The sequence below is a fragment of the Mycobacterium sp. smrl_JER01 genome, assembly GCF_048513595.2.
GTDB lineage: Bacteria > Actinomycetota > Actinomycetes > Mycobacteriales > Mycobacteriaceae > Mycobacterium.
In genome coordinates, this window is sequence record NZ_JBLXXK020000001.1 from 4,426,946 (window position 1) to 4,453,664 (window position 26,719).

The following is a 26,719-nucleotide window of genomic DNA, read 5'->3' on the forward strand; positions in this document are numbered from 1 at the left end:
TACGCCCTGTATAGCACCTGCAGGGCTATTTTGGACCCCGCCCGACCGGCACCTCATCGGCGGACCCGCGGAGCTCCCGCGCCAGCCTGGCGGCATAGGTGTCGATATCGCCGATCCCCGAGTCGGCGGCGTGCACGCTGACCACCACCGTGTCGCCGATACCGTGTACGCCGTGCGTCACCGCCATCATCGGTGACAGCGCCGGAAATCCAGCGGTGAGCGCCACGGGGGCCGCGCCGAACCTCAGGTCCTTCGCACCGCGGTTGACGCTGGAGACGACGGTGTTGCCCGTGACTGTCGCAGAGCGCACCTCGGGATCGAATTGACCGACGCCCCAACGCAACAACGACGCCGGAACGGCAGCGAACGCTGCAGCTTCGGCGTGCGCCGCGGGGTGGGCGGCCCGACGCCGTCGCTGCCGCAGATCAGCGGCGATGAAGTCGACCCGCCGAGATCGGTCCAGTCCGGGATACAGGCCGACGCCGACGTTGCCGAAATGGTTGAACGCCTGCCGGTTTCCCGCTTTGGCCATGGGTACCTCGGCGCCCAACCGGGCCGGGTCGTCGCCGAGTTCACGGAGCTGACCGGCCAGCGCCGCCGACACTGCGGCCAGCGCCGCGGCCGTGACCGTGGCGGCACCGAACTGATCGCGTCCGCACACCACGGTGCGCAGGTGACGAGTGCCGGCGGGCCGGCTGTTGCTGCGCAGCGCGGGCACCGAAACCGCTTGGGGCGGAGTCAGTCCCGCACGGACATCACGTTCGAGTCGACGATGTGCGCGCGCGGCGCGGCAGGCCAGCACCGGCAGCATCGTCGCGGCCGCCGGTTCGGCGCACACCGTGGGGATGCCGGCGTCGCGGCCGAACAGGTACGCCGCCAACGCCGAAGCCCGGACACCGTCGCCGAGCGCATGAGAGAGCTGCAGCACCGTCACCGCGGCCTCGGCGGCGCCGGGTACCCCGTCCAGGCCCGGGAAGACGTGCAGTCGCCAGGTGATCTGGCGGGCGTCGAGCTGACTGTCGGTCAACCGCGCGACCGCGTCCAGGCATCCTTGCCAGGTGGCGTCGGTCAACTCGTGCACCACGAACTGCTCGTCGTCGACCGCACGCGGCTCCCAGACCGGATAGGTCCACACCCCGCTGTCGGCGATGCGCAGTCCGAACTCCGGGCGTCGCTGCGCTCGGGTCCAGACCTCGTCCAGCGCACGCCCGAGGTGCTCGGGGCTTCCGTCGAATGCGTACAGCAGGAACTGGTCGTTGGGGATCGACGCCGACATCCAGTACATCTGGGCATCGACCGCCGTGAGCCGGCGCGCTGTCATGGACCCCAGGCTAGGCTGACCGGCATGCCGATGCTGCCGGGCCCCTCCGACACCGGGGCGGCGATCGTCACCGGCGCGTCCTCCGGTATCGGCGAGCACATCGCCCGTGAGCTCGTGCGCCGTGGTCACCAGGTAATTCTGGTGGCTCGCCGCGGCGAGCGTCTGCGCGACCTCGCTGACGCCCTCGGCCCGCAAGCCCATGTGCTCTCCGCAGACCTGTCACAGCCGGCAGACCGGGCGGCGCTGCCCACGCGGGTCGCCGACCTCGGACTGACGGTGGACATACTGGTCAACAACGCGGGATTGTCCAATCTCGGCTCGGTCGCGCGCGTCGACGTGGCGGCCGAACTTCGACTGATCGAGGTCGACGTCGCCGCGGTCGTCGACCTGTGCACGCGGTTCGTGCCGGGCATGGTGGCGCGTGGCAGCGGCGCTGTCCTCAACGTGGCGTCGGTCGGCGCGTTCGGACCGGTGCCGTGGCAGGCGTCCTACGGTGCGGCGAAAGCGTTTGTGCTGTCCTACACCGAGGCGATGAGCGAAGAACTCAAGGGCACCGGGGTCACCGCGACCGTGGTGTGTCCCGGCCCGGTGCGCACCGGCTTCGGCGCGGCGGCGGGCATTCCTGACGAAGAGGCGGAGAAACTGCTACCGAAGTTCCTCTGGGAGCAGCCCGACACCGTCGCCAGGACCGCGGTCGACGGCCTGGCTCAAGGCCGCCGTGTCGTCGTACCCGGCGTCCCGAACCGCGTTGCAGCGGTGGTGAACCGGCTGGCACCCCGGTGGCTTCTGCTGCCGGTGCTGGCGCGCAGCCACCCCGGCCGCGCGCACCGCTGAGCCGCTACACCGGGTCGAACTGGGAGATCAGCCAGCGGTCGCCGTCCTTCTGCAACGTCACCCGCACACTCGACGCCGTGTCTGTGGGCACATCTGCTCCCACCGACACCGTCTGATTCACGAACAGCAGCACCACCGCCTCGTTCGGTGTGGCCGACACCGACGCCGCCGCAGGCACCGAAGCGACCGCCGAGATCTGCTTCTCCTTGGCACCCGGAATCACCACATCGTTGGTCAGCGATGTGTAGGCGTCCCGGAACTCACCGGTCAGCAGCTCGCGTGCGGCACCGAGCTGCTCCTCGACGGTGTCGGGCCGGTAGGACAGCAATGCGATCGTGCTGTCCCGCGCCGCCTGCACCGAAGTGACCGCGGCGAGTTCGTTGTTACGCACCGAGTTGTCGCGCCATTTCAAGAAGCCGGCGCCCAGCGCCAGAACGAGTGCCAATGCCGGCAGCAGCGCGAAAGCGACCAGACGCTTCCACGCCACCCCGGCCTTGGCCGCCGTCGCGTCGGTGTCCTCGTCCGCGTCAGTGCCCTCGACCGCGTCAGTGCCCTCGACCGCGCCGGCTTGGACGCTCACGTCGGCGGCAGTGTCGGTTTCGGCGGTGTCGGTTCCGGCGGTGTCGGTTTCGGCAGTGTCGGTGTCGGCGATCTTCTTTGCCTCATCGTCTTTCGCGTCATCACTCACGGAACGAACTCCACCTTCGACACCTTGGCCTCACCGTCGATCTCCTGCACCGATATCCGCATCCGCCACGCCCGCGGCTGCTGCTCGGGTGCACCGGCATTCGTCGTCTGCACGGTCACCGCCACCAGGACCTGCGCCTGGTCCTCGCTCGCCGACTCCAGACCCGCTTCGGCGATGGTCCCGACCGATTTCGACTGGGCCTGCTTGACCACCTGGACGAACGGTTCGGCCCGCTGCTGGAAGTCGTCGTAGAACGTTCCGGTCGCGGAGTCGAGGATGCGCTGGACGTCGGCGTCGGCGTTCTCCCAGTCGATCGTGGTCAGGTTCAGCGCACCCTGCCGACCGACCTGAAGAAACACATTCCGCTGTTCCTCGGCCTGATGGGATTCATAGGTGCGGAATCCGAGCCAGCCGGTCAGCGCCGCCAGCGCGACCACTCCGACGATGCCCGCGATCAGAGCGACGGTGAGATGCGAAACAGGCTGGCGGGCCGCGTCCTCGGCGGCGTCGTCCGACACCGTGTCCTCGGCGGCGTCGTCGGACACCGTGTCCTCGGCGGCGTCGTCGGCACCGGCCTCGGGCTCGGCCTCCACAGCGGGCTCAGTAACGTCATCGGATTCCGCTGCCGCGACTTCGGACTCGTCCGGGTCCGAGGCGTCCTCGGTCGGCGCAGCCGACTTCTTCAGTTCCCCGTCGGGGGCAGCAGCATCGTCTGCCATGTTCGCTCCTCTGCGGCACCTTGGGCCAGGTTGGACTGTGTGTGCACACGTCCGTCCGGTCCAACGTACGTGCCGTCCGCCGGATCATATTCGGCGGCCGCCATCGAAGGCGGAGCCGGGCCCGGCGGTGGAGCGTCTTCGGTAGGCGCAACAGGCTGTTGACCCGGCCGCAGTTGAGGCACCGACTGCCCGGACAACGTGGCGTTCGGATCGCCCTTCCAGTTGTACCCCTCGTTCAAGGGCACGTAGACCTCGTCACTCTCGCACATCGCCGCGCTGGGAGCCCGTTTGCCCGGCACCGTGATACACGGCAGGTTGCGGGCACCGCGCACGTTGAACGCGCCGTCCTGGGGCACCCGGCAGTAGATGTCACCCTGGGGGCGATCGGGGTAATCCTCGAAGGTCGGCGCCCGCTGTTGCTGGGCCGGCAGGAAGCCGGTGGTGCACGGAGGGGGCACATTCAGGTTCAGGTTGAACACCAGGTAGTCGCCCATGTAGTCCTGCTTGGTGCCGTGCTTGGAGACGCCCACCGCCTGGGTCACCGCGGTGCCCTGCGGCAGCAGGACCAGCAGTTGTTCGAGGCTGGGCTGATAGGCCACCGCCACCTCGCCGACGCTGACCAGGTTCGCCAGCACGATCGGCAGCGTCGGCTGCAGCCGGTCGAACAGCGCCCGGGTCTCCTCTGCCGCGCCCGGCCCCCTGCTCAACAGGCCCGAGACCGAACCGTCCTCGCGCTGCAGCTGACCGGTGATGTTCGCGAGATTGGACGCCCACGACCGGATCGAGTCCGACGTGTCGATCTGCGAGTCCAGGATGGGACGGGAGTCGTCGATGACCGTGGTCAGCGAATCCAGGTTCTGTCTGGCATCGATCGCCAGCTGGGAAGACCCGTTGACGAGCCTGCGTAGTTCGGGCCCGAGACCACCGACCGCCTCGTAGGCCTCGTCGACCACCGTTCGGAGGTTGTCCTGCGGAATGGCTTGCAGGCCTTCGTTGGTCAGCTCCAACACGGTGTTGACGTCGGCGGGGACCCGGGCCCGGTCACGCGGGATCACATCTCCGTTGCGCAGCTCGGGTCCTTCCGCGCTCTGCGGCACGAGTTCGATGAACTGCTCACCGACCGCCGACTGGCTGCGCACCGAGGCGATCAGATCGGCCGGGATCTGCACACCGGAATCCAGGGACAGTTCGGCGGCCACCCCGCTGTCGGTCAACCCGACCCGTTCGACGATGCCGACCTGCGAACCGCGATAGGTGACGTTGCTGCGTTCGTAGAGTCCGCCGGTTTCGGGCAGCTCCAGGGTCACCTTGTACTGGCCCACGCCCAGCATCGCCGGCAGCCGCATGTAGCCGAAGACCATGATGCCCAGGGCCACCGCGGCCAGCAGCGCGAAGATCGTCAACTGGATCAGGATCTGTCGTGTCAACCGCATGTCAGCGCCCCTGATCCCAGCGATACGGCGCGACCAGCGGGTTGCCGCCGGGCGGTGGAACGTTGTGGTTGCACGGGCTCGGCATCTGGCCGATCGTGCGACCCCACTGCAGTTCCAACCACGTGAGGTTGCATTCCCAGCGCGTGCCGGTGAAGAAGCCGGAGTCGATACGGCTCAACGTGAGGTCCACCACCAGCGTCAGGTTGGCGTAATCGCCGCGCATCCAATTGGTCAGTGTCTCTTTGGGGAACGGGAAGGTGGGCAGGAAGCTGAGCGCACGGGTCAGCGCCGGTCCGGCGTCGGCCAACGACTGCAGCACCGGCCCGAGGTCCTTGAGCTCCTGCACGAGCGCTTCTCTGGTCTGGTTCACCGAGTCCGCGGCGAGCGCGCTGAACCTACCGAGCTGCACCAACGCCTCGGAGAGGCTGTCGCGCTGGTCGCGCAGCACCGCCAGCGCGTCCGGGATGGTGCGCAACGCCCGGTCCACCACCGGCTTCTGCTCGGCGACCTGACCGACCAGATTGTTGAGGCTCTCCGACGTGGCGATGATGTCGTCGGTCTGGTTGTTGAGATGCCCCACTGCGATGTCGAGCTGCTCGATCAGGCTGCGCAGGTCGCCTTCGCGGCCCGCGAACGCCGTCGACAGCGCCTCGGTGATGTCCTGGATGTTGCCCAGCCCACCGCCGTTGAGCAGCAACGCAACCGCCGCCAGCGCCCGCTCGGTGGTCGGATAGGCGCCGGAGGACGCCAGCGGGATCACCGACCCCTCCTGCAGCCGGCCTTCGGGCGCGGCATCGGTCGGCGCGGCCAGCTCGATGTGTGGTGAGCCCAGCAGGCTGGTCTGGCCGAGTTTGGCGGTGGCGTTGGCCGGAAGCACCACATCGCCGTTGAGCTCCAGCGTCAGCAGTGCGTTCCAGCCCTGGCGCTCGATCCTGCGCACCGTACCGACGTTGACGTCGCCGACCCGGACCCGGGAGTTCTGCTCGATGTTGTCCACGTCCGGCATCTGCGCCTGCACGGTGAACGAACCCGGCCCCACCCCTTGCACACCCGGCAGCGGGATGGAATTGAGGCCCCGCCAACCACATCCGGTGGCCACCAAAGCCGTGGCGAGCAGCGCGACGCATATCCGGACGCCGGCACGGACACGCAACGCGGTCACGATCCACCTCCCGGCATCATCATGCCCATCAGACCGTCATTCGGGTTGGTCGGCATCGGCGCCTCGGCCGCCAGCGGCGGGGAGTCCAGCAGCAGCGGCCCCTGGCCGGGCGGCAAGGTCGCCGGATCGGCGCCGACCGGGGCAGGCAACCCGGGTGGCGGCGGACCGGCGGGCGGGATGTAGTCCGGGCGCAGCCAATCCTCGCTGTAGGTCAGCTCATTGGGGCGCGTGGTGGCTCCGACAAGCTGGTTGAGGCCCAGCGGCGGGAAGTTGTACTGGCGGTTCTTGATGATCGGCGCCAGGTACTGCACACACAGCTTGGCCGACTCTTCGGCCCCCAGCCGGGACGCCGCCTGCACTGCGCCGCACAGGAACTGGATCGGGTTGGCGAAGTTGTTGATCTGCGGAACGCTGCTGACCGCACCCTGCGCGGGCTGCCAGATGTTGATGTAGTTCTGGAACGTGGTGGGTGCCACGTGCAGGAACTGCTTGATGTCTTCCAGGCTCTCGTTGAGCGCGGTGCTGACACCGGCGAGCTTGTCGGAGGTGGTGCCCAGCGCTTCCCGGTTCTCGGCGACGAAACTCTGCACCTCGCCGACCGCGTCGTTGAGGTCACGCACCGCGTTGGCCACTTCGTCGGGGCCGTCGGCCAACACCCCGGTGACCGAGGCCAGGTTCTGATTGAGTTGCCGCATCAGGTTGGTGCTGTCCTGAAGCGCCGAGACCAGGATGGCCAGGTTCTTGATCGTGGAGAAGATGTCGGTGCTGCGGTCACCGAGCGCCGAGAATGCCTGCGACAGCTTGATGACGGTCTCGCGGATGTTGGCACCCTGACCGCGCAGGTTGTCCGCGGTGGTGTTGATGACCGAACCCAGCGGGCTGACGCCCCCCGGCTCGGTCGGCTGCAGGGTCTCGCTGAGACGTTGCAGCTGGGCACGCACCTGATCCCACTCGACCGGAACCACGGTGCGCTCCTGCGGGATCACCGCGTTGTCCTCCATCACCGGTCCGCCGGTGTAGGCGGGGGTGAGCTGGATCGCGCGGGCCGTCACCAGGGCCGGCGACAGGATCGCGGCGTTCGCGTCGGCCGGCACGTCATAGCGGTCGTCGTACCAGAAGGAGATCTTCACCCGTTCCGGCTGCGGTTCGATGGAGGTGATGCTGCCGACCGGCACGCCGAGAATGCGCACGTCGTCGCCCTCGTAGATGCCGTTGCTGTTCTCGAAGTACGCCACGACGTTGACCCGGTTGACCTTGTCGGTGGTGCGCACCAGGATCGCCACCCCCGCCACCAGCAGCAGCACGAGGACGATGCCCACCCAGGTTCTGGGATTCTTCATGGTGTGCCCTCCACGGGAACGAGCGGAGGTGCCTCGCCGGGCGCCGGGACGAACAGCGCACCCGGGTTCGGGCTCGGAACCGACGCGATACCGTGCGGCGCCGGCGCGGGCGGGCCGGGCGGCGGACCGCCGGGCGGTGGCGCGGGCAGCGGTTCCCGGTACGGGTAGCAACCGGTGGGTCCGGGCAGCGGAATCCCCGGTGGCCCGCATCCCTGGTCGCCGGGATTGCCGGTGATGGCGTCGGGAATCGTCATCCGCGGCTCGCCGCCCTGCCCGGTCCGCGGGAACGGCACCGGCATCGCCGGGGTGCCGGGCTGCCCGATCTGCGGGTCGTTGCGCTGCGAGGGCAGCAGGACGTTGGGGTCCAGACCCAGATCGGAGAATGCGACGTCGATGAACGGCTGCAGGAACTGCCCGGGCAGCAGGTTGGCGACATAGGTCTTGAAGAACGGGCCCGCCGACACCGATTCGCCCAGCGACATCGAGTACGCGTTGAGCAGGTTCAGCGACTTCTGCAACCGCTCTTTGCGATTGTCGAGGATCGTCAGCACGCCGTTGAGCTTGTCCAGCGCCGGCCTCATGGTGGCGCGGTTCTCACCGATGAAGCCCTGCAGCTGCGCACTCAACGCCGAGATGTTGCCCGAGATCTCATCGAGCGCCGCACGCTGACTTTGCAGTTCGGCCAAAAGTGCGTTGGTGTTCGAGACCAGGCTGACCACCTGCTCGCTGCGCTCGGCCAGCACTGTGGTGGCCCGGTTGGCATTGCCCAGCAGGCTTCGCAGCTCCGCGTCGCGCTGGTTGAGGGTGTCGGAGAACCGTGCGACACCCTCCACGGCGATTCTGAGCTCCGGCGGTGTGTCGGCAAAGGTCGCCGAGAGCACCCGCAGCGACTCCGAGAGCTGATCGGTGTCCAGACCGCTGATGGTCGCGGACAACTCACCGAGAGCGTCGGGCAGCTGATACGGCGACGTCGTCCGATCCAACGGGATGGTGTTGTCCTGCTGACCGTCACCGCGCGCGGTGACCTCCAAAATCTTGGTTCCGAGCAGACCTTTGGTCTTGATAGCCGCCTCGGTGCGGTCGCCCAGGCGGATGTTCTTGTCGACGGTGAACGTGACGAGCACCTGCGGACCGTCCAGTTCGATGGACTTGACCTGGCCCACCCTGAAACCCGAAACCTGAACCGCCGCATCGGTGGTCAGTCCGCCGGCTTCGGCGAAGTGCGCGGTGTACTCGCGTCCGGGATCGACGAACGGCAGCTTGTCGTAGTTCACCGCGCCCAGCACGACGGCCGCTGTGACGCCGAGGCCGACGGCACCGACGACGAATTGGTTGCGCTCACTGAACGGTTTCATCGCGGCGCGCACCTCCCGCTGGACTGTCCGGCGACCTTGACGTACACCGGTTGTCCGCCCTTGCCGTTGAGCTTGAGCACGATGTCGCACAGATAGAAGCTGAAGAAGTCACCGTAGATGCCCTGGCGGGCCAACGCCTGATAGGCGTCGGGAAGGGTGTTGATCAGGTTGTCGAAGTACTCGTGGTCGGCCACCACGATGCCGGCTGCACGATCGGTCTCGTCGATCGTCTTCTTCAGCGGGGGACGGGCCTCGGAGAGCATGTCGGCGATGCTGCCTGCCGCGGCGTTGGTGTAGGCCAATCCGTCGGCGATCTCCTGCCCACGCGTCTGCAGTCCCGCCACGAGCTGGCTGAGCGCGTCGACGGCCTTGGCGAACTGATCGCTCTGGTCGCCCAGCGAGCCCAACACCGTGTTGAGGTTGATGATGACCTCGCCGATGAGCTGATCGCGGTCGGCCAGCGTGCTGGTCAGCGCCGCCGTCTGCGACAGGAACGAGTTGATGGTTCCGCCTTGGCCCTGCAGCGCGGAGATGAGCTGCCCTGACAGCGCGTTGATCTGGTCGGGGTCCAACGCCCGGAACAACGGCCGGAAGCCCCCGATCAGCGCGTCCAGATCCAGTGCCGGCGAGGTTCGGGCCAGTGGGATCGTCTCACCGGGCTGTAACCTCTCGGTGCCGCCGGCACCCTCCTCGAGCGCCAGGTAACGCCCACCGATCAGATCGTCGTAGCGGATCACGGCCCGGTTACCCTGCGTGAGCACCACCGAGTCGTCGGCGGTGAACTCGACCAGTGCGGTGGTGTCCGGCTGGATCTCGACCCGGCTGACCTTGCCGACCTCGACACCGGCGATGCGGACGAAATCGTTGGTTTCCAGGCCGGTCACGTTGATGAACTCGGCACGGTACTGCTGGGTCTTCTCACCGAACCGCATCTGACCGAAGACCGCGAACAGCCCGAAGACGCCGAGCAGGCATACAGCCAGGAACACCCCGAGGCGCGTCGCGTCTCGCCGGATACTGACTGACATCGGTTACCTCTCTGTGCGTATCGGGTCTGTGCGTTTCGGGTCATCGGGTGGACGGTGATCGGCGCCGTCAGCTCGGCGGTCCGGGTGCGGCCGGGACCGGGGGCGGAACGAACGGATACGGCACGGCGGTGGGCTGCATCTGCGCGGGGTGCGGCACCACGAAAGGCTCCGATCCCGGCCGCGGACCGGGGTCACGCGGTGCGCCCGGCGGCGGTGCGGGCGGCAGGCCGGGCCACAACGGGGTGCCGTCGGGTGCGTACAGCTGCGCACCGTAGGCCGGGGCGCCCGGATACGGGATCGGCCCGATCGCCGGTCCACCGAACATGTTGCGGACGCTGGGCGGCTCCGGCACCGCACGGGTGGTGGGCAGGTAATTCGCATACATCGGGAACGCGATGCCCGGGTTGGGGCGCCAGTCCAGACCGCTGCCGAAGCCGGTGTTGGTGACCAGGTTGCGCACCGGCCAGTTGTCGGCGACCACGGGCAGCGAGCCGCACCCGGGCTTGCCGCCCGGGCCGCCCTTGGCGCCGACGATCGGCAGATGCTGCGGGTACTTGTAGGGGTCGTCGCCGAACGACAGCCCGGTGTCGAGCACCAGGGTGCGGCCGTTGCCGCCCGGCGCTTCGTAGCCGCCCTCGTCGAGCAGGTGTTTGGCACCCAGCAACAGGCAGGTGTAGGACGGACTGTACTTGTAGAGCAGGTTGGTGGTCGGGGCCAGCGTGTTGATGGCCTTGATCAGGTTGGCCTGGTTGGGCGCCAGCAGGTTGATCCCGCTGTTGGACAACCCGATCGTGGACAACAACAGCGCGTCCAGTTCATCGGCCTGATTGACCACGGTGGTACTGGTGGTCGATGCGGCGTCCAACGTCGTCAGGATGTCTTGCGCCGCAGCGCTGTAGGTCTGGTTGAACTGGTCCAGCGCCCGCAGGTCCTCGGTGATGGTCTCGTTGCGCGGGTTGAGGGCCAGCAGAACCTGGTTGGCGTCGGTGGTGGCCTGCCCGATCCGCTCACCCTGACCGCGCACGCCGTCGGCCAGCGCCGAGAGCGTGCTGTTGAGTTTGGCCGCGTCCACCTGGTCGAGCACGGCGACGAGGTTCTGGAACACCGTGTTGACCTCGGTGGTGACGTTGCGCGACATCAGCACCTGTCCGGCTTCCAGCCGCTGGCTGCTGGGGTCGTCGGGATAGACCAGGTCGACGAACTTGGCACCGAATATCGTGGTGGCGCGGATCTGCGCCTCGACGTTAGCCGGGATGTATTGCAGCTGATCCGGATCGATCTCCAGCTTCAGCGCGACGGTGGGTTCCTGCCGACCGGTGACACCGATATCGGCGACGCGGCCCACCTGCACACCGCGCAGCTTCACCTTCGCGTTGGTCTCCATCACCAGACCGGCCCGGTCCGACGTCAGCGTCACCGGCACAGTCGATTTCAATGATCCGGTGAACAGCACATAGGTCAGCCAGATGGCCGCCACGAAGAACACGGCCAGGATCAGCGTCCACCACCCCGGTTTCAGTCCGTCGTCGTCCATACCTCAGCCCGCCAGGTTGAAGTTGCCGGATTGTCCGTACACCGCAAGCGAGATCATGACGAGCACGAATGCGGACAGGATCAACGACGTGCGCACGGCCCGTCCCACGGCCTCACCGACACCGGCGGGCCCACCGCGGGCGCTGAAGCCGTAATAGGTGTGCACCAACATGATCACCACCGCCAGCGCCACGCACTGCATGAACGACCAGACCAGGTCTATCGGGTTCAGGAACGTGCGGAAGTAGTGGTCGTAGACGCCGGTGGACTGACCGTAGATCACCGTGGTCCCGAACCGCGCCGCCCAGAACGAGGCCAGCACACCCACGCAATACAGCGGGATCACCACCAGCAGACCGGCGATGACGCGGGTCGACGCCAGGTAGGCGATGCTGCGGATGCCCATCACCTCGAGCGCGTCGATCTCTTCGTTGATCCGCATCGCACCCAGCTGCGCGGTCGCGCCCGCGCCGATGGTCGCCGCCAGTGCCACCGCGGTCGTCGCCGGGGCGATCAACCGGACGTTGAAGAAGGCCGACGCGAAGCCGGTCAGCGCCTCGACGCCGATCTCGGAGAAGTCGGTGTAGCCCTGGACCGCGACCAGCGCGCCGGTCGTCACCGTCAGGAATCCCACGATGGCGACGGTGCCGCCGATGACGATCAATGCACCTGCGCCCAAGCCCATCTGGGCGATCTGGCGGATCAGTTCGATGCGGTACCGGGTGACCGCGACCACCACCGAGCGCAGCGTGCGCCCGTAGAACTTGGTCTGCACGCCGATCTGGTTCCACGGCCCGGCCACGGACCGGTACCGGGCTTTGAGCCACGGGAACTGAGAGTGGGGCCGCGATACCGTCACATCGTCACCTTCACCGCGACGGCAGTGGCCACGATGTTGATCGCGAACAGCGCCATGAAGGTGAACACCACGGTCTCGTTGACCGCATTGCCGACACCGGCCGGACCGCCACCTACCGAAATGCCCTTGTAGCAGGCGATCATGCCGGCCGACAGCCCGAACAGCGCCGCTTTGATCAGCGCGATCACGACATCGGTGGTGCCGATGATCAGCGTCAGCCCGGCGGCGAATGCACCCGGGGAGACGTTCTGGATGTACACCGTGAAGAAGTAAGCACCGGCCAAGCCCACCAGGATCACCGTCGCCGAGAGCGCCAACGATACGAGCGTCGCCGCCAGCACCCGCGGAACGACCAGCGCCTGAATCGGATTGACGCCCATCACCCGTAGCGCGTCGAGCTCCTCGCGGATGGTGCGCGCCCCAAGGTCGGCGCACATGGCGGTGGCGCCGGCGCCGGCGACCACCAGCACGGTCACGATGGGCCCGATCTGGCGCACGGTGCCCAGCGCAGCACCGGTGCCGGAGAAGTCGGCCGCCCCGAACTCACGCAGCAGGATGTTGAACGTGAAGGTCAGCAGCACCGTGTAGGGGATGGTCAGCATCAGTGTCGGAACGATGGAGACCCGCGCGACAAACCAGGACTGACTGATGAATTCACGCCACGCGAAGGGCGGCTTGAACATCACCACGAAGGTGTCGAGGGCCATCGAGAAGAACCCGCCGACCGCGCGCACAGGTTTGGCTATCACGCCAGAAGCGACCAATTTAACGGGTCCCTCCTCGTGTGCACCTCACCGCAGCCATGAATCCTCCGACAACCGGCCTGGCCCCGATTGGGTGTGGCTGAGGTTACACAGGTGAGGACGCGGAGAACCGTATATCAACAAATTCCGGCCGGGCAACATGAGACCCGTCGGCCGAGCTAGATCGGTCGAACCGGATCGGCGTCGCCGTGGGGCTGTACTCATTTCTGCGGAGCGGCACCGACCGCGCGCAACGCGAAGTCCAGAACTGCCACTTTGGCCTGCTTGCGGATCAGCGCGTCGTCGGTGGTCTGGGCGGCGAGCACCCGGCTGACGATCGCATTGATCGCGACAGCATCGGTCTCGGGTTCGGCCAGCGGGAACGAACCGTCCTGCTTGCCGCGGCGCAGGATCTCGGCCAACGATCGTTCACGCTCGGCGTGGAATCGCTCCCGCATCTGCCGGTACCCCTTCGCTGCACGAACCTCCTCGGAATCGATCACGGTCAACTGGAGCCGTTGCCGCGGGTCCACCACCAGGTCGAACATCGCGCCCACCCAGTCGGAGAGTTGATCGGTCGGATTGCCGGCCCCGGTCTCGGCGATCCTGTCCACCTGGTCGACCACTTCCTTGCACTCGTGTTCGAGTAGGGCCAGGAACAGGTCGTCCTTGGATAGAAAGTGGCGATAAAACGCACGACTGGACAGGCCGGCGCTGCGCAGGATCACCGACATCGGGATCGGACCGCTGTGCGGTTCGGCCAGGCAGCGGTATGCGGCTTCGATGATCGTCTGGCGATCGTCGACGCGGGCCGCCCTTTCTGTCACGAACGAAAATATTAGGGTCAGGCGTGTGGTCCCGGACCCGAGATCGCCACAAATGCCCCCGCACCAGCCCTCACCCTGCCCCGCGCCTGCCCCCCGCGCCGCGCCCGATGTCGCGCAGTAGCCTTCCGCACACAGCCGAGAGGACGCCGTTTTGAGTACCCCACACAGCGAACCGAGAACAGTGCGCCTGCGCGGAAGCGAGGACCTGACCCTCGTCGCCGACGAGTGGAACCACCCCGACCTGATCCCCGATCTCGACGCGACCCGGCCGTCGGTGCTCATGCTGCACGGCGGAGGCCAGAACCGGTACTCGTGGAAGAAGACCGGGCAGATCCTGGCCGATCAGGGATTGCATGTGGTCGCGCTCGACAGCCGCGGGCACGGCGACAGCGACCGCTCCCCCGACGCCAACTACACCGTCGAATCCTTGTGCGCCGACGCCTGCGAGGTGCTGGATCAGATCGGCCGTCCGACCGTGCTGATCGGGGCCAGCATGGGTGGTCTGACCGGAATCCTGGCCGCCCGCCAAGCAGGCGCCGGGGTGGTCACCCGGCTGGTGCTCGTCGATGTGGTGCCCCGCTTCGAGAAGGACGGCAGCGCCCGCATCCGCGACTTCATGTTCAGCCACGTGCATGGTTTCGACACCCTGGAGGAGGCCGCCGACGCGGTCGCGGCCTACCTGCCGCACCGGTCGCGGCCGCGTAGCCCAGAGGGGCTCAAGAAGAACCTCCGCCACCGGCACGGCCGCTGGTACTGGCACTGGGATCCGGCCTTTCTGACCAAGCCGAACGAGGATCCGTTCGTCAGGGTGGAAATGCTGGAACAGGCGGCCGTCGAGTTGACCATCCCGATCCTGTTGATCCGGGGCAGACTGTCCGACGTGGTGAGTGAGGAAGCGGTACGGGATTTCCTGGCCAAGGTGCCCAACACCGAGTTCGTCGAGTTGTCCGACGCCGGGCACACCGCCGCCGGTGACGACAATGACGCGTTCTCCGACGTCGTCACCCAGTTCGTGCTGCGATGAGCTTCAACTTCCTGGAGCAGCCCGAACTCCCGGCGCCCCAGGTCAGCGGGGAACAGGCCCGCGAGATCCTGTCCACCCATTACGGCATGGCATCGCGGGTCACGTCCCTGGGCAGTCAGCAGGACCGCAACTTCATCGTCGAGGACGAGACCGGCGCTGTCGTCGGCGTACTCAAGATCGCCAACCCGGTGTTCACACCTGTGGAGCTGGCCGCGCAGGATGCCGCCGCGCAGCTGATCGCCGACGCCGAACCGGGGTTACGGGTGTCGGTTCCGTTACCGAACACCGCCGGCGAGGCGTGCACCGCGGTCAGCGGTGTGGTCGACGGAACCGCCTACGCCCGGTTGTTGCGGTATCTGCCCGGCGGAACGCTCTCCGAGACCGGCTATCTGAGTGCGCAGGCCGTCGCCGGCCTGGGCGAGGTCGCCGGCCGGGTCAGCCGGGCACTCGCTGATTTCACCCACCCCGGATTGGACCGGGTCCTGCAGTGGGACTTGCGTTTCGGTGTGGACGTGGTAGACACCTTGAGCCCCCACGTCGCCGACCCGGAGATGCGGCACCGGGTGCAGACCGCGGCGCGGGACGCCTGGAGGCGGGTACTGCCACTCGACGCCGCGTTGCCCAGACAGGCCGCGCACATCGACCTGACCGATGCCAACGTCGTGGTCCGCCGGGACGGCAGCAACCTGCACCCGGACGGAGTCATCGATTTCGGCGATCTCTCCTACACCTGGGCGGTCTCGGAGTTGGCCGTCACCGCCTCGTCGGTGCTCGGACACGTCGGTGCGGACGTGGCGTCGGTGCTGCCGGCCATCCGGGCCTTCCATGCGCTGCGACCGCTGTCCGGCGCGGAAGCCGACGCGATCTGGCCGCTGCTGGTACTGCGGACCGCGGTGCTGATCGTCAGTGGGGCTCAGCAGGCCGTGCTGGATCCCGACAACGACTACCTCACCGAGCAGTCCGACGCCGAACGGCAGATGTTCGACCTGGCCACGTCGATTCCCATGGACGTGATGAGTGCGCTCATCCGCTCCGATCTGGGTTTGGCGCAGCAGCCGTCGCCGATGCGCGCCCAGGCACAACTGGTGGCGGTGGACCGCTCCGCGGCAACGACGCTGGACCTGTCGGTCACCTCCGATGTCTACGACGACGCGTTCGATGCCTGTGCCGTGTTGCCCTCCGATATCGAGGACCGCGCCGCCTCTGCCGCGCTGCAACAGGGTGCCGAGGTGGTCGTCACCCGGTTCGGGGAGGCGCGGCTGGACCGGGCGCCGCGACTGAGCCAGCACAGTCCCGACGTCGTCGCCACCGGTATCGACATGTGGGCAGCTGCCGGCGCCGAACTCGCCGCCCCGTGGGACGGTGAGGTCATCGAGCCGGCGTCTAATTCGATCACCCTGCGCGGCAGCGACTTCGAGATCACGCTGAGGGGCGTGACGCCGACGGCTCAGGGTCGGGTGACGGCCGGTCAGGTACTGGCCGGCGCCGGGCCCGGCGAGCGGATCGAGCTGAGCGTGCGTCCTGTCGACGCCGCGGTGGCGCCTCCGTTCGTCCGCGCGGAGCTCGCGGCAGGGTGGCTCGCCCAGGTACGCGACCCGCGGCCGCTGCTGGGCCTGGTCCCGCAGGACCGGCACCACACCGCCGATCTGCTCTCCCGCCGGGACGCGAGTTTCGCTCCGGTGCAGGAGTTCTACTACCGCACACCACCTCAGATCGAGCGCGGCCGACGGCATTTCCTGATGTCGACCACGGCCCGCAGCTATCTCGACATGATCAACAACGTCACCGTCCTCGGTCACGCCCATCCGCGGATCGCCGACGCCGCCGATCGTCAGCTGCGCAAGCTCAACACCAACTCCCGATTCAACTATGCGGCGGTCGTCGAGTTCAGCGAGCGGCTGGCCGCGCTGCTGCCCGACCCGCTCGACACGGTGTTCCTGGTGAATTCGGGTTCAGAAGCCAGCGATCTGGCGATTCGACTGGCGACCGCCGCGACCGGCCGCCGCGACGTGGTCGCCGTCCGGGAGGCCTATCACGGCTGGACGTACGGCACCGACGCGGTGTCGACATCGACCGCAGACAACCCCAATGCGCTTGCCACCAGACCGGATTGGGTGCACACCGTGGAGTCACCGAACAGCTTCCGCGGCAAGTTCCGTGGAGCGCAGGCGTTCCGGTACACCCAGGAGGCGGTGGCCCAGATCGAGGCACTGATCGCCGCGGGCCGTCCGCCGGCGGCCTTCATCTGCGAGAGCGTCTATGGCAATGCCGGCGGCATGGCCCTCCCGGACGGCTACCTCGACGGGGTCTATTCCGCGGTTCGGGCCGGCGGCGGGCTGGCGATCTCCGACGAGGTACAGGTCGGCTACGGACGACTCGGCGAATGGTTCTGGGGATTCCAGCAGCAGGGCGCGGTCCCCGACATCGTGTCGGTGGCGAAGTCGGTCGGCAACGGGTACCCGGTGGGAGCGGTGATCACCAGCCGTGCCGTCGCCGACGCGTTCTCCAGCCAGGGCTACTTCTTCTCCTCCACCGGGGGCAGCCCGTTGTCCTGCGCGATCGGGATGACGGTCCTCGACGTGTTGCGCGACGAAGAGCTGCAGGACAATGCGCTCCAGGTCGGTAGACACCTGAAATCCCGGCTGGAGGCGTTGCGGGACCGCCACCCGATCGTCGGCACCGTGCACGGATTCGGGCTCTATCTCGGCGTCGAGATGATCCGCGATGCGCAGACCCTGGCTCCGGCATCGGAGGAGACCGCGGCCATCTGCGATCGCATGCTCGAGCTCGGAGTGATCATCCAACCGACCGGCGACCACCAGAACATTCTCAAGACCAAGCCGCCGCTGTGCATCGACGTCGAGGCGGCGGACTTCTACGTCGACACCCTCGACCGGGTGCTCACCGAAGGCTGGTAGCCGAACGGACCGGAATCCGGCGGCCCTAGACCAGCAGTGGCACGGTGTCGAGCCGGTCATCGGTGAGGATCTCGAACATCGCCCGGCCGCTGACCAACTCTGCCCGGTCGAAGGCTTTGCCCGCCACCTGGATTCGGCAGTCGGCGATCGCGCAGTTGTAGCAGTACTTCACGCCGCCGTGGGTGTCGGCATAGGTCAGCCCGATCACTTCATCGGGCGCCGCGCTGATCTGTCCTTCGATCATCTGCTCCCCCACCCGGGCCCCGAATGTCCACGAAAACGGCCTGTAGCGTCCGTGGGATTGCAGGCTGCCCGCGATCGAGCGCACCGCGAACTGCTGCCCCTGGTGGCGGAAGACGAACAACGTCACGCCGGGAAGCAGCAGCGGACCGAGGGCGGCCCGCGCGGTGACGATTTCCAGCGTCGATTCGGGAGCGTTGTCGAATCCGCACACCTGTCCATACGCATAGGCCGGGGTGTGTCTGCTGCCCCAGTTGTGGTTCACACTTCCGATCCAGCCGTCGACGTCGACACGAAGGTCCGCGACCTCGAGGTGGCCGTCGAACCGCGCCATCGGATCACGGACCATCGTCTTGGCGGTGGGCACGCGCGACCGATAGGCGCGGTCGGACAGCACCCTGACCGGTTCGCAGCCACTGGGGGTGATCCGCAGGTCCCATCTGGCGTCGGTGATGGCGCCGGAGGCGGCTCGGTCGTCGAGTTCGGTGGCGGCGATCCGCGCCGTCCACGTCTCATCGTCGAAAGCGGCCTGGGTGATCGGAAATTGCTGCTTGACCGCGCGGTGCCCCGACCCATCGAACACCATCACCCACACATCGGCGACCGGTTCCCCCTCGGTGGAGTGCAGCAACGTCTCGCGCAGCCACAGCGCGCGGGCCGTGTCGGGGTCGTTCGCGCGGATGAAGCGACTCTCGTAATAGGGGGCCTCCGCCGTCGTCACATCACCAAGCATCCAATACTGGACCGGTGACCGGGACGGTGATCGCGCTGTGCGTGCTCGCGGTGGTGGCCGCGGCGTTGGCAGTCGCGCTGACGGTGCAGTCGCGGCGGCTCCGGCAGACCCGGCAGGAGGCGGCCGAACTGCGCCGCCGCCTCGACACCCGTCAGCTGCTCGTTTCCGGTGGAACCAAGGCCGTCAAGACGGTATGGCAAACTGCCGGCATCCTGCGCCGGGACGGCTGGGGCGCCGCGGTGCGGTCGTCCATCGAGGAACTCGCCGACTGGGCGGAGGTGGAACGTCCGGATCTGGCGCGGCTGGCCCCCAGCGGCCGGCTGGCGATCATGTTCTCCGATATCGAGGAGTCGACGGCGCTCAACGAACGGATCGGGGACCGCGCTTTCGTGCGGCTGCTCGGCCGACACGACACATCGGTGCGCCGCCATGTGGAGGCGCACGACGGTTATGTCGTCAAGAGCCAGGGCGACGGGTTCATGGTGGCCTTCGCCCGACCCGAGCAGGCGGTGCGCTGCGGTCTGGACATCCAGCACTCTCTTGCCAAGCGGCGCCGCGATAACCCACGGCACAGCGACATCCGTGTCCGAATCGGCATCCACACCGGCAAATCGGTGCTTCGCGGCGACGATGTGTTCGGTCGCAACGTGGCCATGGCCGCCCGGGTAGCCGCCCAGGCCGAGGGTGGGGAGGTCCTGGTCAGCGGCGCGGTGCGGGAGGCCGTTCTCGACTGCGATGACATCGTCGTCGACGATGAGCGGGACGCCGAGCTGAAGGGTTTTTCCGGGTCGCACACCCTCTACGCGGTGCGGTCGGCCTCGGCGAGTCGCTGATGCAGCCGGGCGCGGATGTCCTCGGGTGTGTAGGCACGGCGGCGCCGCTGGTCGCGCGCGACCAGGACTCCACCTGCGACGACACCGGCGACACCGGCGAGCCCGACCCACTTCCAGATCCCACGCATGCCGTTCAGTCTGCATAAACTCCGGGGGTGAATCCAAGCACGGTGTCATTGGAGCGCGCGCTGGAAGAGACCCGCACCGGTGACATCTGGTTGTTCCGGGGCCGGTCGGGCCCGGACCGGGCGATCCAGTCGATGACCAACAGCCCCGTCAACCACGTGGGGATGACCGTCGCCGTCGATGACCTACCGCCGCTGATCTGGCATGCCGAGCTGGGCGACAAGCTGCTCGATCTGTGGACCGGCACCCATCATCGGGGCGTCCAGCTCAACGATCTGCGGCAGGCGGTCGAACGTTGGTCGAACACCTACGACCAACGCTGCTGGCTTCGTCAACTCATCCCCTGCGCCACCGGTGAGCAGGAGAACCGCATGCTGCGCGTGATCGCCCGCATGGACGGCACCCCGTTCCCGTCGACGGCGCGGTTGACGGGCCGCTGGATGCGGGGACGGATCCCGGTCATGAGTGACTTCACCCGCGGAATACCGTTCGTGCACAAGAAGGTTCGGGAGTCTGCCGAGCGCCGCAAGTCCACCCGATCCCAGGCGGGACTGGAGACCGCGTACTGCGCCGAGACCGTCGCCATCACCTACGAGGAGATGGGCCTGCTGCGCACCGAGAAACACTTCAACTGGTTCGACCCGGGGTCTTTCTGGAGCGGGGACGCGCTGCCGCTGGCAGACGGATACCGCCTCGGCGACGAGATCTCGGTAGCGGTCTGACAGATACGACGAACCCCCGCCCGCCGGCCGGACCGACCCTGGCGGCGAAACGCCGAGGCGGATCACGCGTTTGCACCGCCGGCGGTGCTTTGCTGATGTCGGACACCTTTCGGCACCCAACAAGGGAGCGCAGGCATGCCGGCCTCGTCAGAAAATCAGACCCCGACACGCGGCGGGCGGATGCCGGCTGTCGCGGTCGTCGTGGCGTCCCTGGCGACGCTCGGGGTCGTCGTCATGATGCTCGTCGGTGGCGCCGACGAACCGCTGCGGGTGCAGTCGATTCCGGCCGAACCCGCCGGCACGCCGAACTGGGTCGCCGAGCCGGCGAGAACCGTACCGCCGGCACCGCCAGCGGCACCTCCGACGCAGCAGGCGCAGCCGGCGCAGCAGGCGCAGCCGACGCAGCAGGCGGCGCAGACTTCCGAGTTGACCATGGATGCCCGGGGGTTCGTCAACACCGCGGCCCGTTGCGCCGCCGACCAGCGCGCCGCGGCGATCGCCCACACCGAACACGCGGCGGTGGTGGTCTGCCAGGACTCCGACGGCTCCTATGAGTACCAGGGAATGCGCCTGCGGGACGGTGCGGCTCTGCAGCTCGACGACGTGCGGCCGCTCGCGGTCGGCTTCGAGGCCCGCAACCGCGACACCACCTACCGACTCTCCCCCACCGAGCTCGTGGTGATCTCCGGTGAGTCCTTGCAGAGCCGCGACGCGATCGTGGAGTACCGCGCAGGCTGATCAGCCCAGGTACTCGAAGCCGGCACCTCCGGGACGCCAGCTTACCGAGCTGCCGTCGGCGAAATCGGACAGCATCGCGATCGCCGGCCCGCGTAGCTCAGAGGGGGTGGGACGAAGCACGACCGCAGACAACGCGAAGGCGACACGCAACCCCTGGTGCGGGGCTTCGTCGGTGCCGACGACATGCTCGCCGATCAGCGACCGTAGCGCGTCGGCATAGCCGGGTTGGCGGTCTCCGATCGGACCGGCGGGGGTTTCGACGACGGGCATCACCTCGCAGGTGAGCACCGGCAGGTCCGCAGAATCAGGCGAATCGAAGCCCAACTGGACATAGCCGCCGACGAACTGGACGGTCTGCAGGTGGTAGCCGACGAGTCGGGACAACAGCGCATTGAACTGGTACGACCCGGACAACCTGGACGGCCGATGAAGATAACGAACCCCGGGTATCTCCCGGCCGACGGAGTCGTCGTCAGGATCGCCCAGAACCTCTGTCATCCCACGCCACCTCGGATTTTTGGATTCATTCGGTCACGGATGTAGCACTACATGCACGTTAACGTGCACCGATTGTGTTCGCCGAGCGGGCCCCCAGCTTTTCGCAAATCGGACTGGACAGCTGGTCGGCGCCCTTGTGCTGCCGGCGGCGGACCGTCGAGACCAACAGACGCAGGCTCGTGACCCGGTCGCGACACTGACCGGGCAGGCTTGACGCCATGACTGCGCTCGCGCTCACGGCGACGTTGCTGGCGGCATCGTCGACGGCGGCCCTGAGCATCGGGTACGTGCTCGGACGGCGAGCCGGGCCGCGCAAGCCGACTTGGAGACAACGCACCAGCCGACTGTCGCTGGGCCGGCAGGCGGCCGGGATGCTGGTGTTGCTGGCCGCCGGCCGGCTCGAGCGTCAGGTGCGGCGGCGGATGACGCATCGGCGGGTGTCCTGGCTAATCGGGCGGTGACACCTGCCGGGTGAGCGCGGGCAGCGCCGGGTAGGTTGCGGGGATGCCACTGCGTTACGTCGACCCGCATCGCCGACGCGGGCGCCGGTACCAGCAAGGCGTCCGCTTCGGGCGCTCCCGCGTGGGGCAGTTCCTGGCGCGTCACGTTGCCCGGCGCACCGATCCGCTGCTGTTCCGCCTCACCGGCGGGCGGGTGAACATGGGCCCGATCGTCAACGCACCGCTGCGCACCAGGGGAGCGAAATCAGGCAAACCCCGTGAAGTTCAGCTCACCTATTTTCACGACGGCTGCGACGTCATTCTGGTGGCCTCCAACTTCGGGCAACCCAAGCACCCGCAGTGGTACCACAACCTGAAGGCTCACCCGGACTGCGAGTTCGGTCAGGAACCGTTCACCGCGGCATTGGTGACCGATCCCGATGAGTACCGGCGGCTGTACGGACTGGCGGAGGGGGTCTACGGCGGGTACGCGGACTACCGCGAGAAGACAGCAGACGCCGGCCGACAGATTCCGATCTTCCGGTTGACGCGACGCTGATCAGTCCGAACGGTCGTCGACCTGCCGTCGGGATTCGGCGACCGCACGGGCGATCTCGGCATTGTCCCGTCGGTCGTGGGCTCGTTCACGTTCTGCTCGGTCGGCGAGCCGTCCACGTCGTTCCCGCTCCCGCTGTGTGGTCGCGCCCTCACGCTCGTCGGCGCGCACCTCGCGTTCGTCTGCCGATAGCTCACGGTCGTCGGCGACCCGGTCACGCTCGTCGGCGACCCGGTCACGCTCGTCGGCCACCCGTTCCCGTCGCACAAGTTCGCTCTCGCGTCGCACCAGCGTGCGCTCGCAGTCATCCAACTCAGCAGCGCGCCGTTGCTCGTCGGCGCTGTCTTCACCGACCACAGTCCCACCCTAACTCCGCGGGACACCCGGATGTCACTCGATCGCGGCACGGACGATCTCGGCGACACGCCGCTCGGTGACCTCGTCCAGGTCCTGGAAGTACCAGGCCGCCGGAATCAACAGTCCGTCCCTGCCTCCGGCGGGGTGCAGCGTCGCCTTTTCGGTCACCCCGAGGCTCATCAGTTCGTCGTTACGGAAGAAGACCAGGACGGGACTGCTCGCAGATTTGGCGTAGCCGGGCATGCCGTACCAGATCCGCGGCTTCAGTTCGGGCGCCGCCGCGACGATCACATCGTGCATGCGCCGCATGACACTGCGCGCGGGTTCAGCGGTTCCCGCGATCTTGTCGAGGACCTGCTGGAGGTTCTTGTCGTCCTTGTTAGCCACGGTGATGTCCTTTCGTCAGCCGGCGATCGTCAACCGGCGCAATGGAGTTGGCGCACCTTCAGGTGCAGCACCCCATCCGGACATGTCCTGAACAGGTCAGGCCTCTCCGCAATGATTCAGGCGATCATTCGCCTGGAAGTGCAGGGGTGGCAGACATGGTCGCCACCCTGAGCAGAGTACCCGCCGGACCGGATATCTCGTCGCGGGACTCTGCCTCTTTGTTGCCTTATCGATAAACATCACGACGGTGGGCGATATGAATGACGCGGACGACGACCCGGTCGTCGAAAATTTGGTAGACAACCCGAAATTCGCCGCGCCGCGCGGAGTACCGGCCTGCCAATCGGTCGCGCAGTGGCTTGCCCACCCGGTACGGATTATCCGCCAATGGACCCCGGATGAACTCCCAACACGCGACCGCCACGGCCTCCGGAAGCACCTCGGTCAATGCCCTCGCGGCAGCGCTGGTGAGCTCGACGCGATAGGTCACCGAGGCAGCCGCCCGGCGGCGCGCATCTCCTCGGTCACCTCGTCGAGTGTGAAGATCTCGCCCCGCTCGGCCTCCCCCTCGGCTGCGCGGATGTTGCCCATCAACTCCTGGTCGCTGAGGATCGCCAGCGTCTCCATGATCGAGTCGTAGTCGTCGGCGCTGAGGATCACCGCCGCACGACGGCCCTGACGTGTGACCTCGATACGCGCGTGCGTGCGGACAGCTTCATCGACCAGCTTGGACAGGTTGGCCCGGACTTCGGCCAGCGGCAGCGTAGTCATGTACAGAATTCTAGCGCGATGGTAGAACTTGAGGGGCCTGTCCGCTGGTCGGGGTGACGATCGGCGCTCTACACGTTGAAGCGGAACTTCACCGGGTTCCCATGCCGATAAACGTCACTGCATCGAGAAACGGCGGCCGCCTAGAGTCACCTTCATGACGCAATCCCTCATCAGGCGCCACTACGCCGAGGTATCAGACGTCTACACACGCACGTTCGGTGCCGTCGCCCATGTCGATGCCGAGGACCTCCGATTCCTCGAACGTAACTTCAGGCGATGCGTCGGCTCAATCCTTGATGCCGGCTGCGGACCCGGCCACCTGACCGGCTATTTGACTGACCTCGGCCTTAAGGCAATGGGGATCGATCTAGTGCCCGCGTTCATCGAGACCGCCCGAGCGAACCGGCCCGAGGTGGAGTACACCGTCGGTTCGATGTGCCCTCTCGAGCTGCCGGGCGGTTCCCTAGGTGGGATCCTCGCTTGGTACTCCCTGATCCACTACGAGCCTGACGCCGTCGGGGAAGTTCTCCGCAATTTCCGCACGGCATTGTCCGACAACGGAACTCTTGTGATCGGCTTCTTCGAGGGCGACGATTTGGAACCCTTCGCACACAAGGTCACCACCGCTTATCGGTGGCCCGTCGACGAAATGTCAAAGTTGCTGTCGGCGGCCGGGTTCGTGGAGGTGGATCGGTTACGACGACCAGGTACGGATGTGGTCAGACCGCACGCCGCTCTCGCTCTCGTCGCTCAATGACATCGAGACATTGAACGGGAATCAGGCTAGACGTTGAACCTGAACTCGACCGAATCTCGCAGCCGATCAACGTCACTCATCGAACAGCGCGACGCCCACTTCTCTCGACGCAGCTTTCAATCGTTTGTCCCTAGTCCATAGTCGCGCACCCTCGACCATGGCGACTGCCGCCATCAGATGGGCGTCGACTGCGCTCAGTCCGTGCCCCCAGAGTTGCCGTCGCTCGACGAGATACAGGACCTCTTCATGCTGCGCGGTTGGGAACTGCCACAGATTTGCAAGAAGGTCAAGGACGATGTTCCGGCGTGCGATGGATCCGAGCGCCAACTCCTCGACCACCAGTGGATGGCAGCCGACTCCATCCAGTTCCAAGTGCTCGACCAGCCTGGACTCTCCGGCGTGAAGATGATCGATCCACACCGCGGTGTCCACCAGGATCATTCCAACGCGCCACGTCGCCGCGGCGCGGCCTTCGCCTCGGAATCCGATCCGCCCAGTGCGGCGAGACGGCGAGCGCTTTCCACCCGGATCAGTGTCTGCAGACCTTGCTTGAGCAGCGCAACATTTTCGTGCACTCCCGTGAGCTCGGCAGCTTTGGCCAGCAGATCGTCGTCGATGGTGACGGTGGTCCTCAAGGCGACACCTCCATGCGCATCATTGATGCCCTCCATGATGCCACGGGGGCAGTGGTCCGGCTACACGTTGAAGCGGAACTCCACCACGTCGCCGTCGGCCATCACGTAATCCTTGCCTTCCATACGCACCTTGCCGGCCGCCTTGGCCGCGGCCATCGATCCGGCCTCTCGCAGATCGTCGAAAGACACGATCTCGGCCTTGATGAAGCCCTTTTCGAAATCCGAATGGATGACGCCGGCTGCCTTGGGCGCGGTATCGCCCTGGTGGATCGTCCAGGCCCGCGCCTCTTTGGGTCCGGCGGTCAAGTAGGTCTGCAGCTTCAACGTGTGAAAACCGGCTCGCGCCAAAGCATCCAGGCCGCGCTCGGTCTGACCGATGGATTCGAGGAGTTCGGCTGCCGACTCCTCGTCGAGTTCCTGCAGTTCGGCCTCGATCTTGGCGTCGAGGAAGACCGCATCGGCCGGCGCCACCATCTCCCGGAGTTCGGCGACCCGTTTCTCGTCGGTGAGCACGGACTCGTCGGCGTTGAACACGTACAGGAACGGCTTGGAGGTCATCAGGTTCAACTCGCGCAGCAGCGTGACATCAGTCCCGGCCGAGAAAAGCGTCTTGCCGCTGTCGAGCACCTCGTTGGCCGCGACCGCGGCCTCGTAGACCGGCCGGCGGTCCTTGTGGGTTCGGGCTTCTTTCTCCAGCCGGGGCAGTGCCCGCTCCAAGGTCTGCATGTCGGCGAGGATCAGCTCGGTCTCGATGACCTCGATGTCGGACTTGGGGTCGACCCTGCCGTCGACATGTACGACGTCGTCGTCGGCGAACACGCGCACCACCTGACAGATCGCGTCGCTCTCGCGGATGTTGGCCAGGAACTTGTTGCCCAGGCCCGCGCCCTCGGAGGCGCCCTTCACGATGCCGGCGATGTCGACGAAGGTGACCGGAGCGGGCACGATCTTCTCCGAGCCGAACATCTCGGCCAGCTCGTTGAGCCGGGGATCCGGGAGTGCCACCACGCCCTCGTTGGGTTCGATCGTCGCGAACGGGTAGTTGGCCGCCAGCACGTCGTTGCGAGTCAGCGCGTTGAACAGAGTCGACTTACCCACGTTCGGCAGTCCGACGATTCCCAGATTGAGGCCCACGGGAACCA

The 26,719-nt window shown here is 67.0% G+C and carries 31 protein-coding genes; 9 read left to right on the plus strand and 22 right to left on the minus strand.

Features of this window, described 5'->3' with window-relative positions:
* Positions 1-25: 25 nt before the first annotated feature.
* On the minus strand, positions 26-1,321 hold the full coding sequence (locus tag ACNUDN_RS20560; RefSeq protein ID WP_419123612.1) for a WS/DGAT/MGAT family O-acyltransferase: 1,296 nt from the start codon (positions 1,319-1,321) through the stop codon (positions 26-28).
* A 30-nt stretch (positions 1,322-1,351) separates the two neighbouring features.
* On the opposite strand from ACNUDN_RS20560, the gene ACNUDN_RS20565 reads away from it, so the two are divergent.
* Positions 1,352-2,155, plus strand: coding sequence for an SDR family NAD(P)-dependent oxidoreductase (locus tag ACNUDN_RS20565; protein WP_419125239.1), 804 nt, complete (start codon positions 1,352-1,354; stop codon positions 2,153-2,155).
* 4 nt (positions 2,156-2,159) lie between these two features.
* Here ACNUDN_RS20565 and ACNUDN_RS20570 read toward each other — a convergent pair whose 3' ends face one another.
* From ACNUDN_RS20570 to ACNUDN_RS20620, 11 genes are all read right to left on the minus strand, one after another.
* Entirely contained in the window at positions 2,160-2,843 is a 684-nt protein-coding gene (locus ACNUDN_RS20570) for an Rv1363c family protein (RefSeq protein ID WP_419123613.1), read from the minus strand.
* Positions 2,840-3,562: an Rv1363c family protein gene (locus ACNUDN_RS20575; RefSeq protein WP_419123614.1), complete on the minus strand. Its 723-nt coding sequence runs from the start codon at positions 3,560-3,562 to the stop codon at positions 2,840-2,842. Before ACNUDN_RS20575 ends, ACNUDN_RS20570 begins: the two co-directional genes overlap by 4 nt.
* Positions 3,526-4,995 (minus strand): MCE family protein, encoded by a 1,470-nt coding sequence (locus ACNUDN_RS20580; RefSeq protein WP_419123615.1) that lies wholly within the window; start codon positions 4,993-4,995, stop codon positions 3,526-3,528. The genes ACNUDN_RS20575 and ACNUDN_RS20580 overlap by 37 nt, the downstream gene beginning before the upstream one ends.
* A gap of 1 nt (position 4,996) precedes the next feature.
* Positions 4,997-6,157, minus strand: a complete 1,161-nt coding sequence (locus ACNUDN_RS20585) for an MCE family protein (protein WP_419123616.1) — start codon at positions 6,155-6,157, stop codon at positions 4,997-4,999.
* Entirely contained in the window at positions 6,154-7,497 is a 1,344-nt protein-coding gene (locus ACNUDN_RS20590; protein ID WP_419123617.1) for an MCE family protein, read from the minus strand. Before ACNUDN_RS20590 ends, ACNUDN_RS20585 begins: the two co-directional genes overlap by 4 nt.
* Positions 7,494-8,852 carry an MCE family protein gene (locus tag ACNUDN_RS20595; RefSeq protein WP_419123618.1) on the minus strand — a complete coding sequence of 453 codons (1,359 nt, stop codon included), beginning with the start codon at positions 8,850-8,852 and terminating at the stop codon, positions 7,494-7,496. The genes ACNUDN_RS20590 and ACNUDN_RS20595 overlap by 4 nt, the downstream gene beginning before the upstream one ends.
* Positions 8,849-9,880: a virulence factor Mce family protein gene (locus tag ACNUDN_RS20600; protein WP_419123619.1), complete on the minus strand. Its 1,032-nt coding sequence runs from the start codon at positions 9,878-9,880 to the stop codon at positions 8,849-8,851. Before ACNUDN_RS20600 ends, ACNUDN_RS20595 begins: the two co-directional genes overlap by 4 nt.
* A gap of 67 nt (positions 9,881-9,947) precedes the next feature.
* The gene (locus tag ACNUDN_RS20605) at positions 9,948-11,414 is read right to left on the minus strand and encodes an MCE family protein (RefSeq protein ID WP_419123620.1); all 1,467 of its coding nucleotides are present in this window, start codon (positions 11,412-11,414) and stop codon (positions 9,948-9,950) included.
* Between the two features lie 3 nt (positions 11,415-11,417).
* The gene (locus ACNUDN_RS20610; RefSeq protein WP_419123621.1) at positions 11,418-12,272 is read right to left on the minus strand and encodes an ABC transporter permease; all 855 of its coding nucleotides are present in this window, start codon (positions 12,270-12,272) and stop codon (positions 11,418-11,420) included.
* Complete coding sequence (locus ACNUDN_RS20615; protein ID WP_419123622.1) at positions 12,269-13,036, minus strand: MlaE family ABC transporter permease; 768 nt, start codon at positions 13,034-13,036, stop codon at positions 12,269-12,271. Before ACNUDN_RS20615 ends, ACNUDN_RS20610 begins: the two co-directional genes overlap by 4 nt.
* Positions 13,037-13,236: 200 nt before the next feature.
* Positions 13,237-13,842: a TetR/AcrR family transcriptional regulator gene (locus ACNUDN_RS20620; RefSeq protein ID WP_419123623.1), complete on the minus strand. Its 606-nt coding sequence runs from the start codon at positions 13,840-13,842 to the stop codon at positions 13,237-13,239.
* A gap of 151 nt (positions 13,843-13,993) precedes the next feature.
* Between ACNUDN_RS20620 and ACNUDN_RS20625 the strand changes: the two genes are divergently transcribed.
* Entirely contained in the window at positions 13,994-14,866 is an 873-nt protein-coding gene (locus ACNUDN_RS20625) for an alpha/beta fold hydrolase (RefSeq protein ID WP_419123624.1), read from the plus strand.
* Positions 14,863-17,784, plus strand: a complete 2,922-nt coding sequence (locus ACNUDN_RS20630) for an aminotransferase (RefSeq protein ID WP_419123625.1) — start codon at positions 14,863-14,865, stop codon at positions 17,782-17,784. Before ACNUDN_RS20625 ends, ACNUDN_RS20630 begins: the two co-directional genes overlap by 4 nt.
* A 25-nt stretch (positions 17,785-17,809) precedes the next feature.
* Here the strand turns inward: ACNUDN_RS20630 and ACNUDN_RS20635 are convergent, their stop codons facing one another.
* Positions 17,810-18,745, minus strand: a complete 936-nt coding sequence (locus ACNUDN_RS20635; protein WP_419123626.1) for a hypothetical protein — start codon at positions 18,743-18,745, stop codon at positions 17,810-17,812.
* 26 nt (positions 18,746-18,771) lie between these two features.
* On the opposite strand from ACNUDN_RS20635, the gene ACNUDN_RS20640 reads away from it, so the two are divergent.
* On the plus strand, positions 18,772-19,590 hold the full coding sequence (locus ACNUDN_RS20640; RefSeq protein ID WP_419123627.1) for an adenylate/guanylate cyclase domain-containing protein: 819 nt from the start codon (positions 18,772-18,774) through the stop codon (positions 19,588-19,590).
* Here the strand turns inward: ACNUDN_RS20640 and ACNUDN_RS20645 are convergent.
* On the minus strand, positions 19,557-19,718 hold the full coding sequence (locus ACNUDN_RS20645) for a hypothetical protein (protein WP_419123628.1): 162 nt from the start codon (positions 19,716-19,718) through the stop codon (positions 19,557-19,559). The genes ACNUDN_RS20640 and ACNUDN_RS20645 overlap by 34 nt on opposite strands.
* Positions 19,719-19,760: 42 nt before the next feature.
* Here ACNUDN_RS20645 and ACNUDN_RS20650 point away from each other — a divergent pair, with 42 nt between their 5' ends.
* Together ACNUDN_RS20650 and ACNUDN_RS20655 are read left to right on the plus strand one after the other, a co-directional pair.
* Entirely contained in the window at positions 19,761-20,438 is a 678-nt protein-coding gene (locus ACNUDN_RS20650) for a guanylate cyclase (RefSeq protein ID WP_419125240.1), read from the plus strand.
* A 135-nt stretch (positions 20,439-20,573) separates the two neighbouring features.
* Positions 20,574-21,176 carry a hypothetical protein gene (locus tag ACNUDN_RS20655; RefSeq protein ID WP_419123629.1) on the plus strand — a complete coding sequence of 201 codons (603 nt, stop codon included), beginning with the start codon at positions 20,574-20,576 and terminating at the stop codon, positions 21,174-21,176.
* Here the strand turns inward: ACNUDN_RS20655 and ACNUDN_RS20660 are convergent, their stop codons facing one another.
* Positions 21,177-21,674, minus strand: a complete 498-nt coding sequence (locus ACNUDN_RS20660) for a hypothetical protein (RefSeq protein ID WP_419123630.1) — start codon at positions 21,672-21,674, stop codon at positions 21,177-21,179.
* A 218-nt stretch (positions 21,675-21,892) separates the two neighbouring features.
* On the opposite strand from ACNUDN_RS20660, the gene ACNUDN_RS20665 reads away from it, so the two are divergent.
* A complete protein-coding gene (locus ACNUDN_RS20665; RefSeq protein WP_419123631.1) occupies positions 21,893-22,135 on the plus strand; it encodes a hypothetical protein in 243 nt (80 codons plus the stop codon).
* A gap of 43 nt (positions 22,136-22,178) precedes the next feature.
* Entirely contained in the window at positions 22,179-22,673 is a 495-nt protein-coding gene (locus ACNUDN_RS20670) for a nitroreductase/quinone reductase family protein (protein ID WP_419123632.1), read from the plus strand.
* Here the strand turns inward: ACNUDN_RS20670 and ACNUDN_RS20675 are convergent, their stop codons facing one another.
* The 4 genes from ACNUDN_RS20675 to ACNUDN_RS20690 all read right to left on the minus strand — a co-directional run bounded on the left by ACNUDN_RS20675 (position 22,674) and on the right by ACNUDN_RS20690 (position 24,185).
* Positions 22,674-23,027: a hypothetical protein gene (locus ACNUDN_RS20675; RefSeq protein ID WP_419123633.1), complete on the minus strand. Its 354-nt coding sequence runs from the start codon at positions 23,025-23,027 to the stop codon at positions 22,674-22,676.
* Positions 23,028-23,060: 33 nt separating this feature from the next.
* Entirely contained in the window at positions 23,061-23,414 is a 354-nt protein-coding gene (locus ACNUDN_RS20680; protein ID WP_419123634.1) for a DUF1801 domain-containing protein, read from the minus strand.
* Positions 23,415-23,640: 226 nt separating this feature from the next.
* Positions 23,641-23,904, minus strand: a complete 264-nt coding sequence (locus tag ACNUDN_RS20685) for a type II toxin-antitoxin system RelE family toxin (RefSeq protein WP_419123635.1) — start codon at positions 23,902-23,904, stop codon at positions 23,641-23,643.
* Complete coding sequence (locus tag ACNUDN_RS20690) at positions 23,901-24,185, minus strand: type II toxin-antitoxin system Phd/YefM family antitoxin (RefSeq protein ID WP_419123636.1); 285 nt, start codon at positions 24,183-24,185, stop codon at positions 23,901-23,903. Before ACNUDN_RS20690 ends, ACNUDN_RS20685 begins: the two co-directional genes overlap by 4 nt.
* 154 nt (positions 24,186-24,339) lie before the next feature.
* Between ACNUDN_RS20690 and ACNUDN_RS20695 the strand changes: the two genes are divergently transcribed.
* Entirely contained in the window at positions 24,340-24,942 is a 603-nt protein-coding gene (locus tag ACNUDN_RS20695; RefSeq protein WP_419123637.1) for a class I SAM-dependent methyltransferase, read from the plus strand.
* A 72-nt stretch (positions 24,943-25,014) separates the two neighbouring features.
* On the opposite strand, the gene ACNUDN_RS20700 is transcribed toward ACNUDN_RS20695, so the two are convergent.
* From ACNUDN_RS20700 to ychF, 3 genes are read right to left on the minus strand one after another with little or no spacing between them, the layout of a single operon-like run.
* On the minus strand, positions 25,015-25,383 hold the full coding sequence (locus ACNUDN_RS20700) for a type II toxin-antitoxin system VapC family toxin (RefSeq protein ID WP_419123638.1): 369 nt from the start codon (positions 25,381-25,383) through the stop codon (positions 25,015-25,017).
* Entirely contained in the window at positions 25,380-25,577 is a 198-nt protein-coding gene (locus tag ACNUDN_RS20705) for a type II toxin-antitoxin system VapB family antitoxin (protein WP_419123639.1), read from the minus strand. Before ACNUDN_RS20705 ends, ACNUDN_RS20700 begins: the two co-directional genes overlap by 4 nt.
* Positions 25,578-25,637: 60 nt before the next feature.
* Positions 25,638-26,711 carry a redox-regulated ATPase YchF gene (gene ychF, locus ACNUDN_RS20710; protein ID WP_419123640.1) on the minus strand — a complete coding sequence of 358 codons (1,074 nt, stop codon included), beginning with the start codon at positions 26,709-26,711 and terminating at the stop codon, positions 25,638-25,640.
* Positions 26,712-26,719 lie beyond the last annotated feature (8 nt).

What these genes read in the sequence shown, in the direction of transcription:
- ACNUDN_RS20560 (WP_419123612.1), bottom strand. Translation starts at nt 1,321, where the DNA reads ATGACAGCGCGCCGGCTCACGGCGGTCGATGCCCAGATGTACTGGATG.
- ACNUDN_RS20565 (WP_419125239.1), top strand. Translation starts at nt 1,352, where the DNA reads ATGCTGCCGGGCCCCTCCGACACCGGGGCGGCGATCGTCACCGGCGCG.
- ACNUDN_RS20575 (WP_419123614.1), bottom strand. Translation starts at nt 3,562, where the DNA reads ATGGCAGACGATGCTGCTGCCCCCGACGGGGAACTGAAGAAGTCGGCT.
- ACNUDN_RS20580 (WP_419123615.1), bottom strand. Translation starts at nt 4,995, where the DNA reads ATGCGGTTGACACGACAGATCCTGATCCAGTTGACGATCTTCGCGCTG.
- ACNUDN_RS20590 (WP_419123617.1), bottom strand. Translation starts at nt 7,497, where the DNA reads ATGAAGAATCCCAGAACCTGGGTGGGCATCGTCCTCGTGCTGCTGCTG.
- ACNUDN_RS20595 (WP_419123618.1), bottom strand. Translation starts at nt 8,852, where the DNA reads ATGAAACCGTTCAGTGAGCGCAACCAATTCGTCGTCGGTGCCGTCGGC.
- ACNUDN_RS20600 (WP_419123619.1), bottom strand. Translation starts at nt 9,880, where the DNA reads ATGTCAGTCAGTATCCGGCGAGACGCGACGCGCCTCGGGGTGTTCCTG.
- ACNUDN_RS20605 (WP_419123620.1), bottom strand. Translation starts at nt 11,414, where the DNA reads ATGGACGACGACGGACTGAAACCGGGGTGGTGGACGCTGATCCTGGCC.
- ACNUDN_RS20630 (WP_419123625.1), top strand. Translation starts at nt 14,863, where the DNA reads ATGAGCTTCAACTTCCTGGAGCAGCCCGAACTCCCGGCGCCCCAGGTC.
- ACNUDN_RS20645 (WP_419123628.1), bottom strand. Translation starts at nt 19,718, where the DNA reads ATGCGTGGGATCTGGAAGTGGGTCGGGCTCGCCGGTGTCGCCGGTGTC.
- ACNUDN_RS20655 (WP_419123629.1), top strand. Translation starts at nt 20,574, where the DNA reads ATGCCGGCCTCGTCAGAAAATCAGACCCCGACACGCGGCGGGCGGATG.
- ACNUDN_RS20660 (WP_419123630.1), bottom strand. Translation starts at nt 21,674, where the DNA reads ATGACAGAGGTTCTGGGCGATCCTGACGACGACTCCGTCGGCCGGGAG.
- ACNUDN_RS20665 (WP_419123631.1), top strand. Translation starts at nt 21,893, where the DNA reads ATGACTGCGCTCGCGCTCACGGCGACGTTGCTGGCGGCATCGTCGACG.
- ACNUDN_RS20670 (WP_419123632.1), top strand. Translation starts at nt 22,179, where the DNA reads ATGCCACTGCGTTACGTCGACCCGCATCGCCGACGCGGGCGCCGGTAC.
- ACNUDN_RS20690 (WP_419123636.1), bottom strand. Translation starts at nt 24,185, where the DNA reads ATGACTACGCTGCCGCTGGCCGAAGTCCGGGCCAACCTGTCCAAGCTG.
- ACNUDN_RS20695 (WP_419123637.1), top strand. Translation starts at nt 24,340, where the DNA reads ATGACGCAATCCCTCATCAGGCGCCACTACGCCGAGGTATCAGACGTC.
- ACNUDN_RS20700 (WP_419123638.1), bottom strand. Translation starts at nt 25,383, where the DNA reads ATGATCCTGGTGGACACCGCGGTGTGGATCGATCATCTTCACGCCGGA.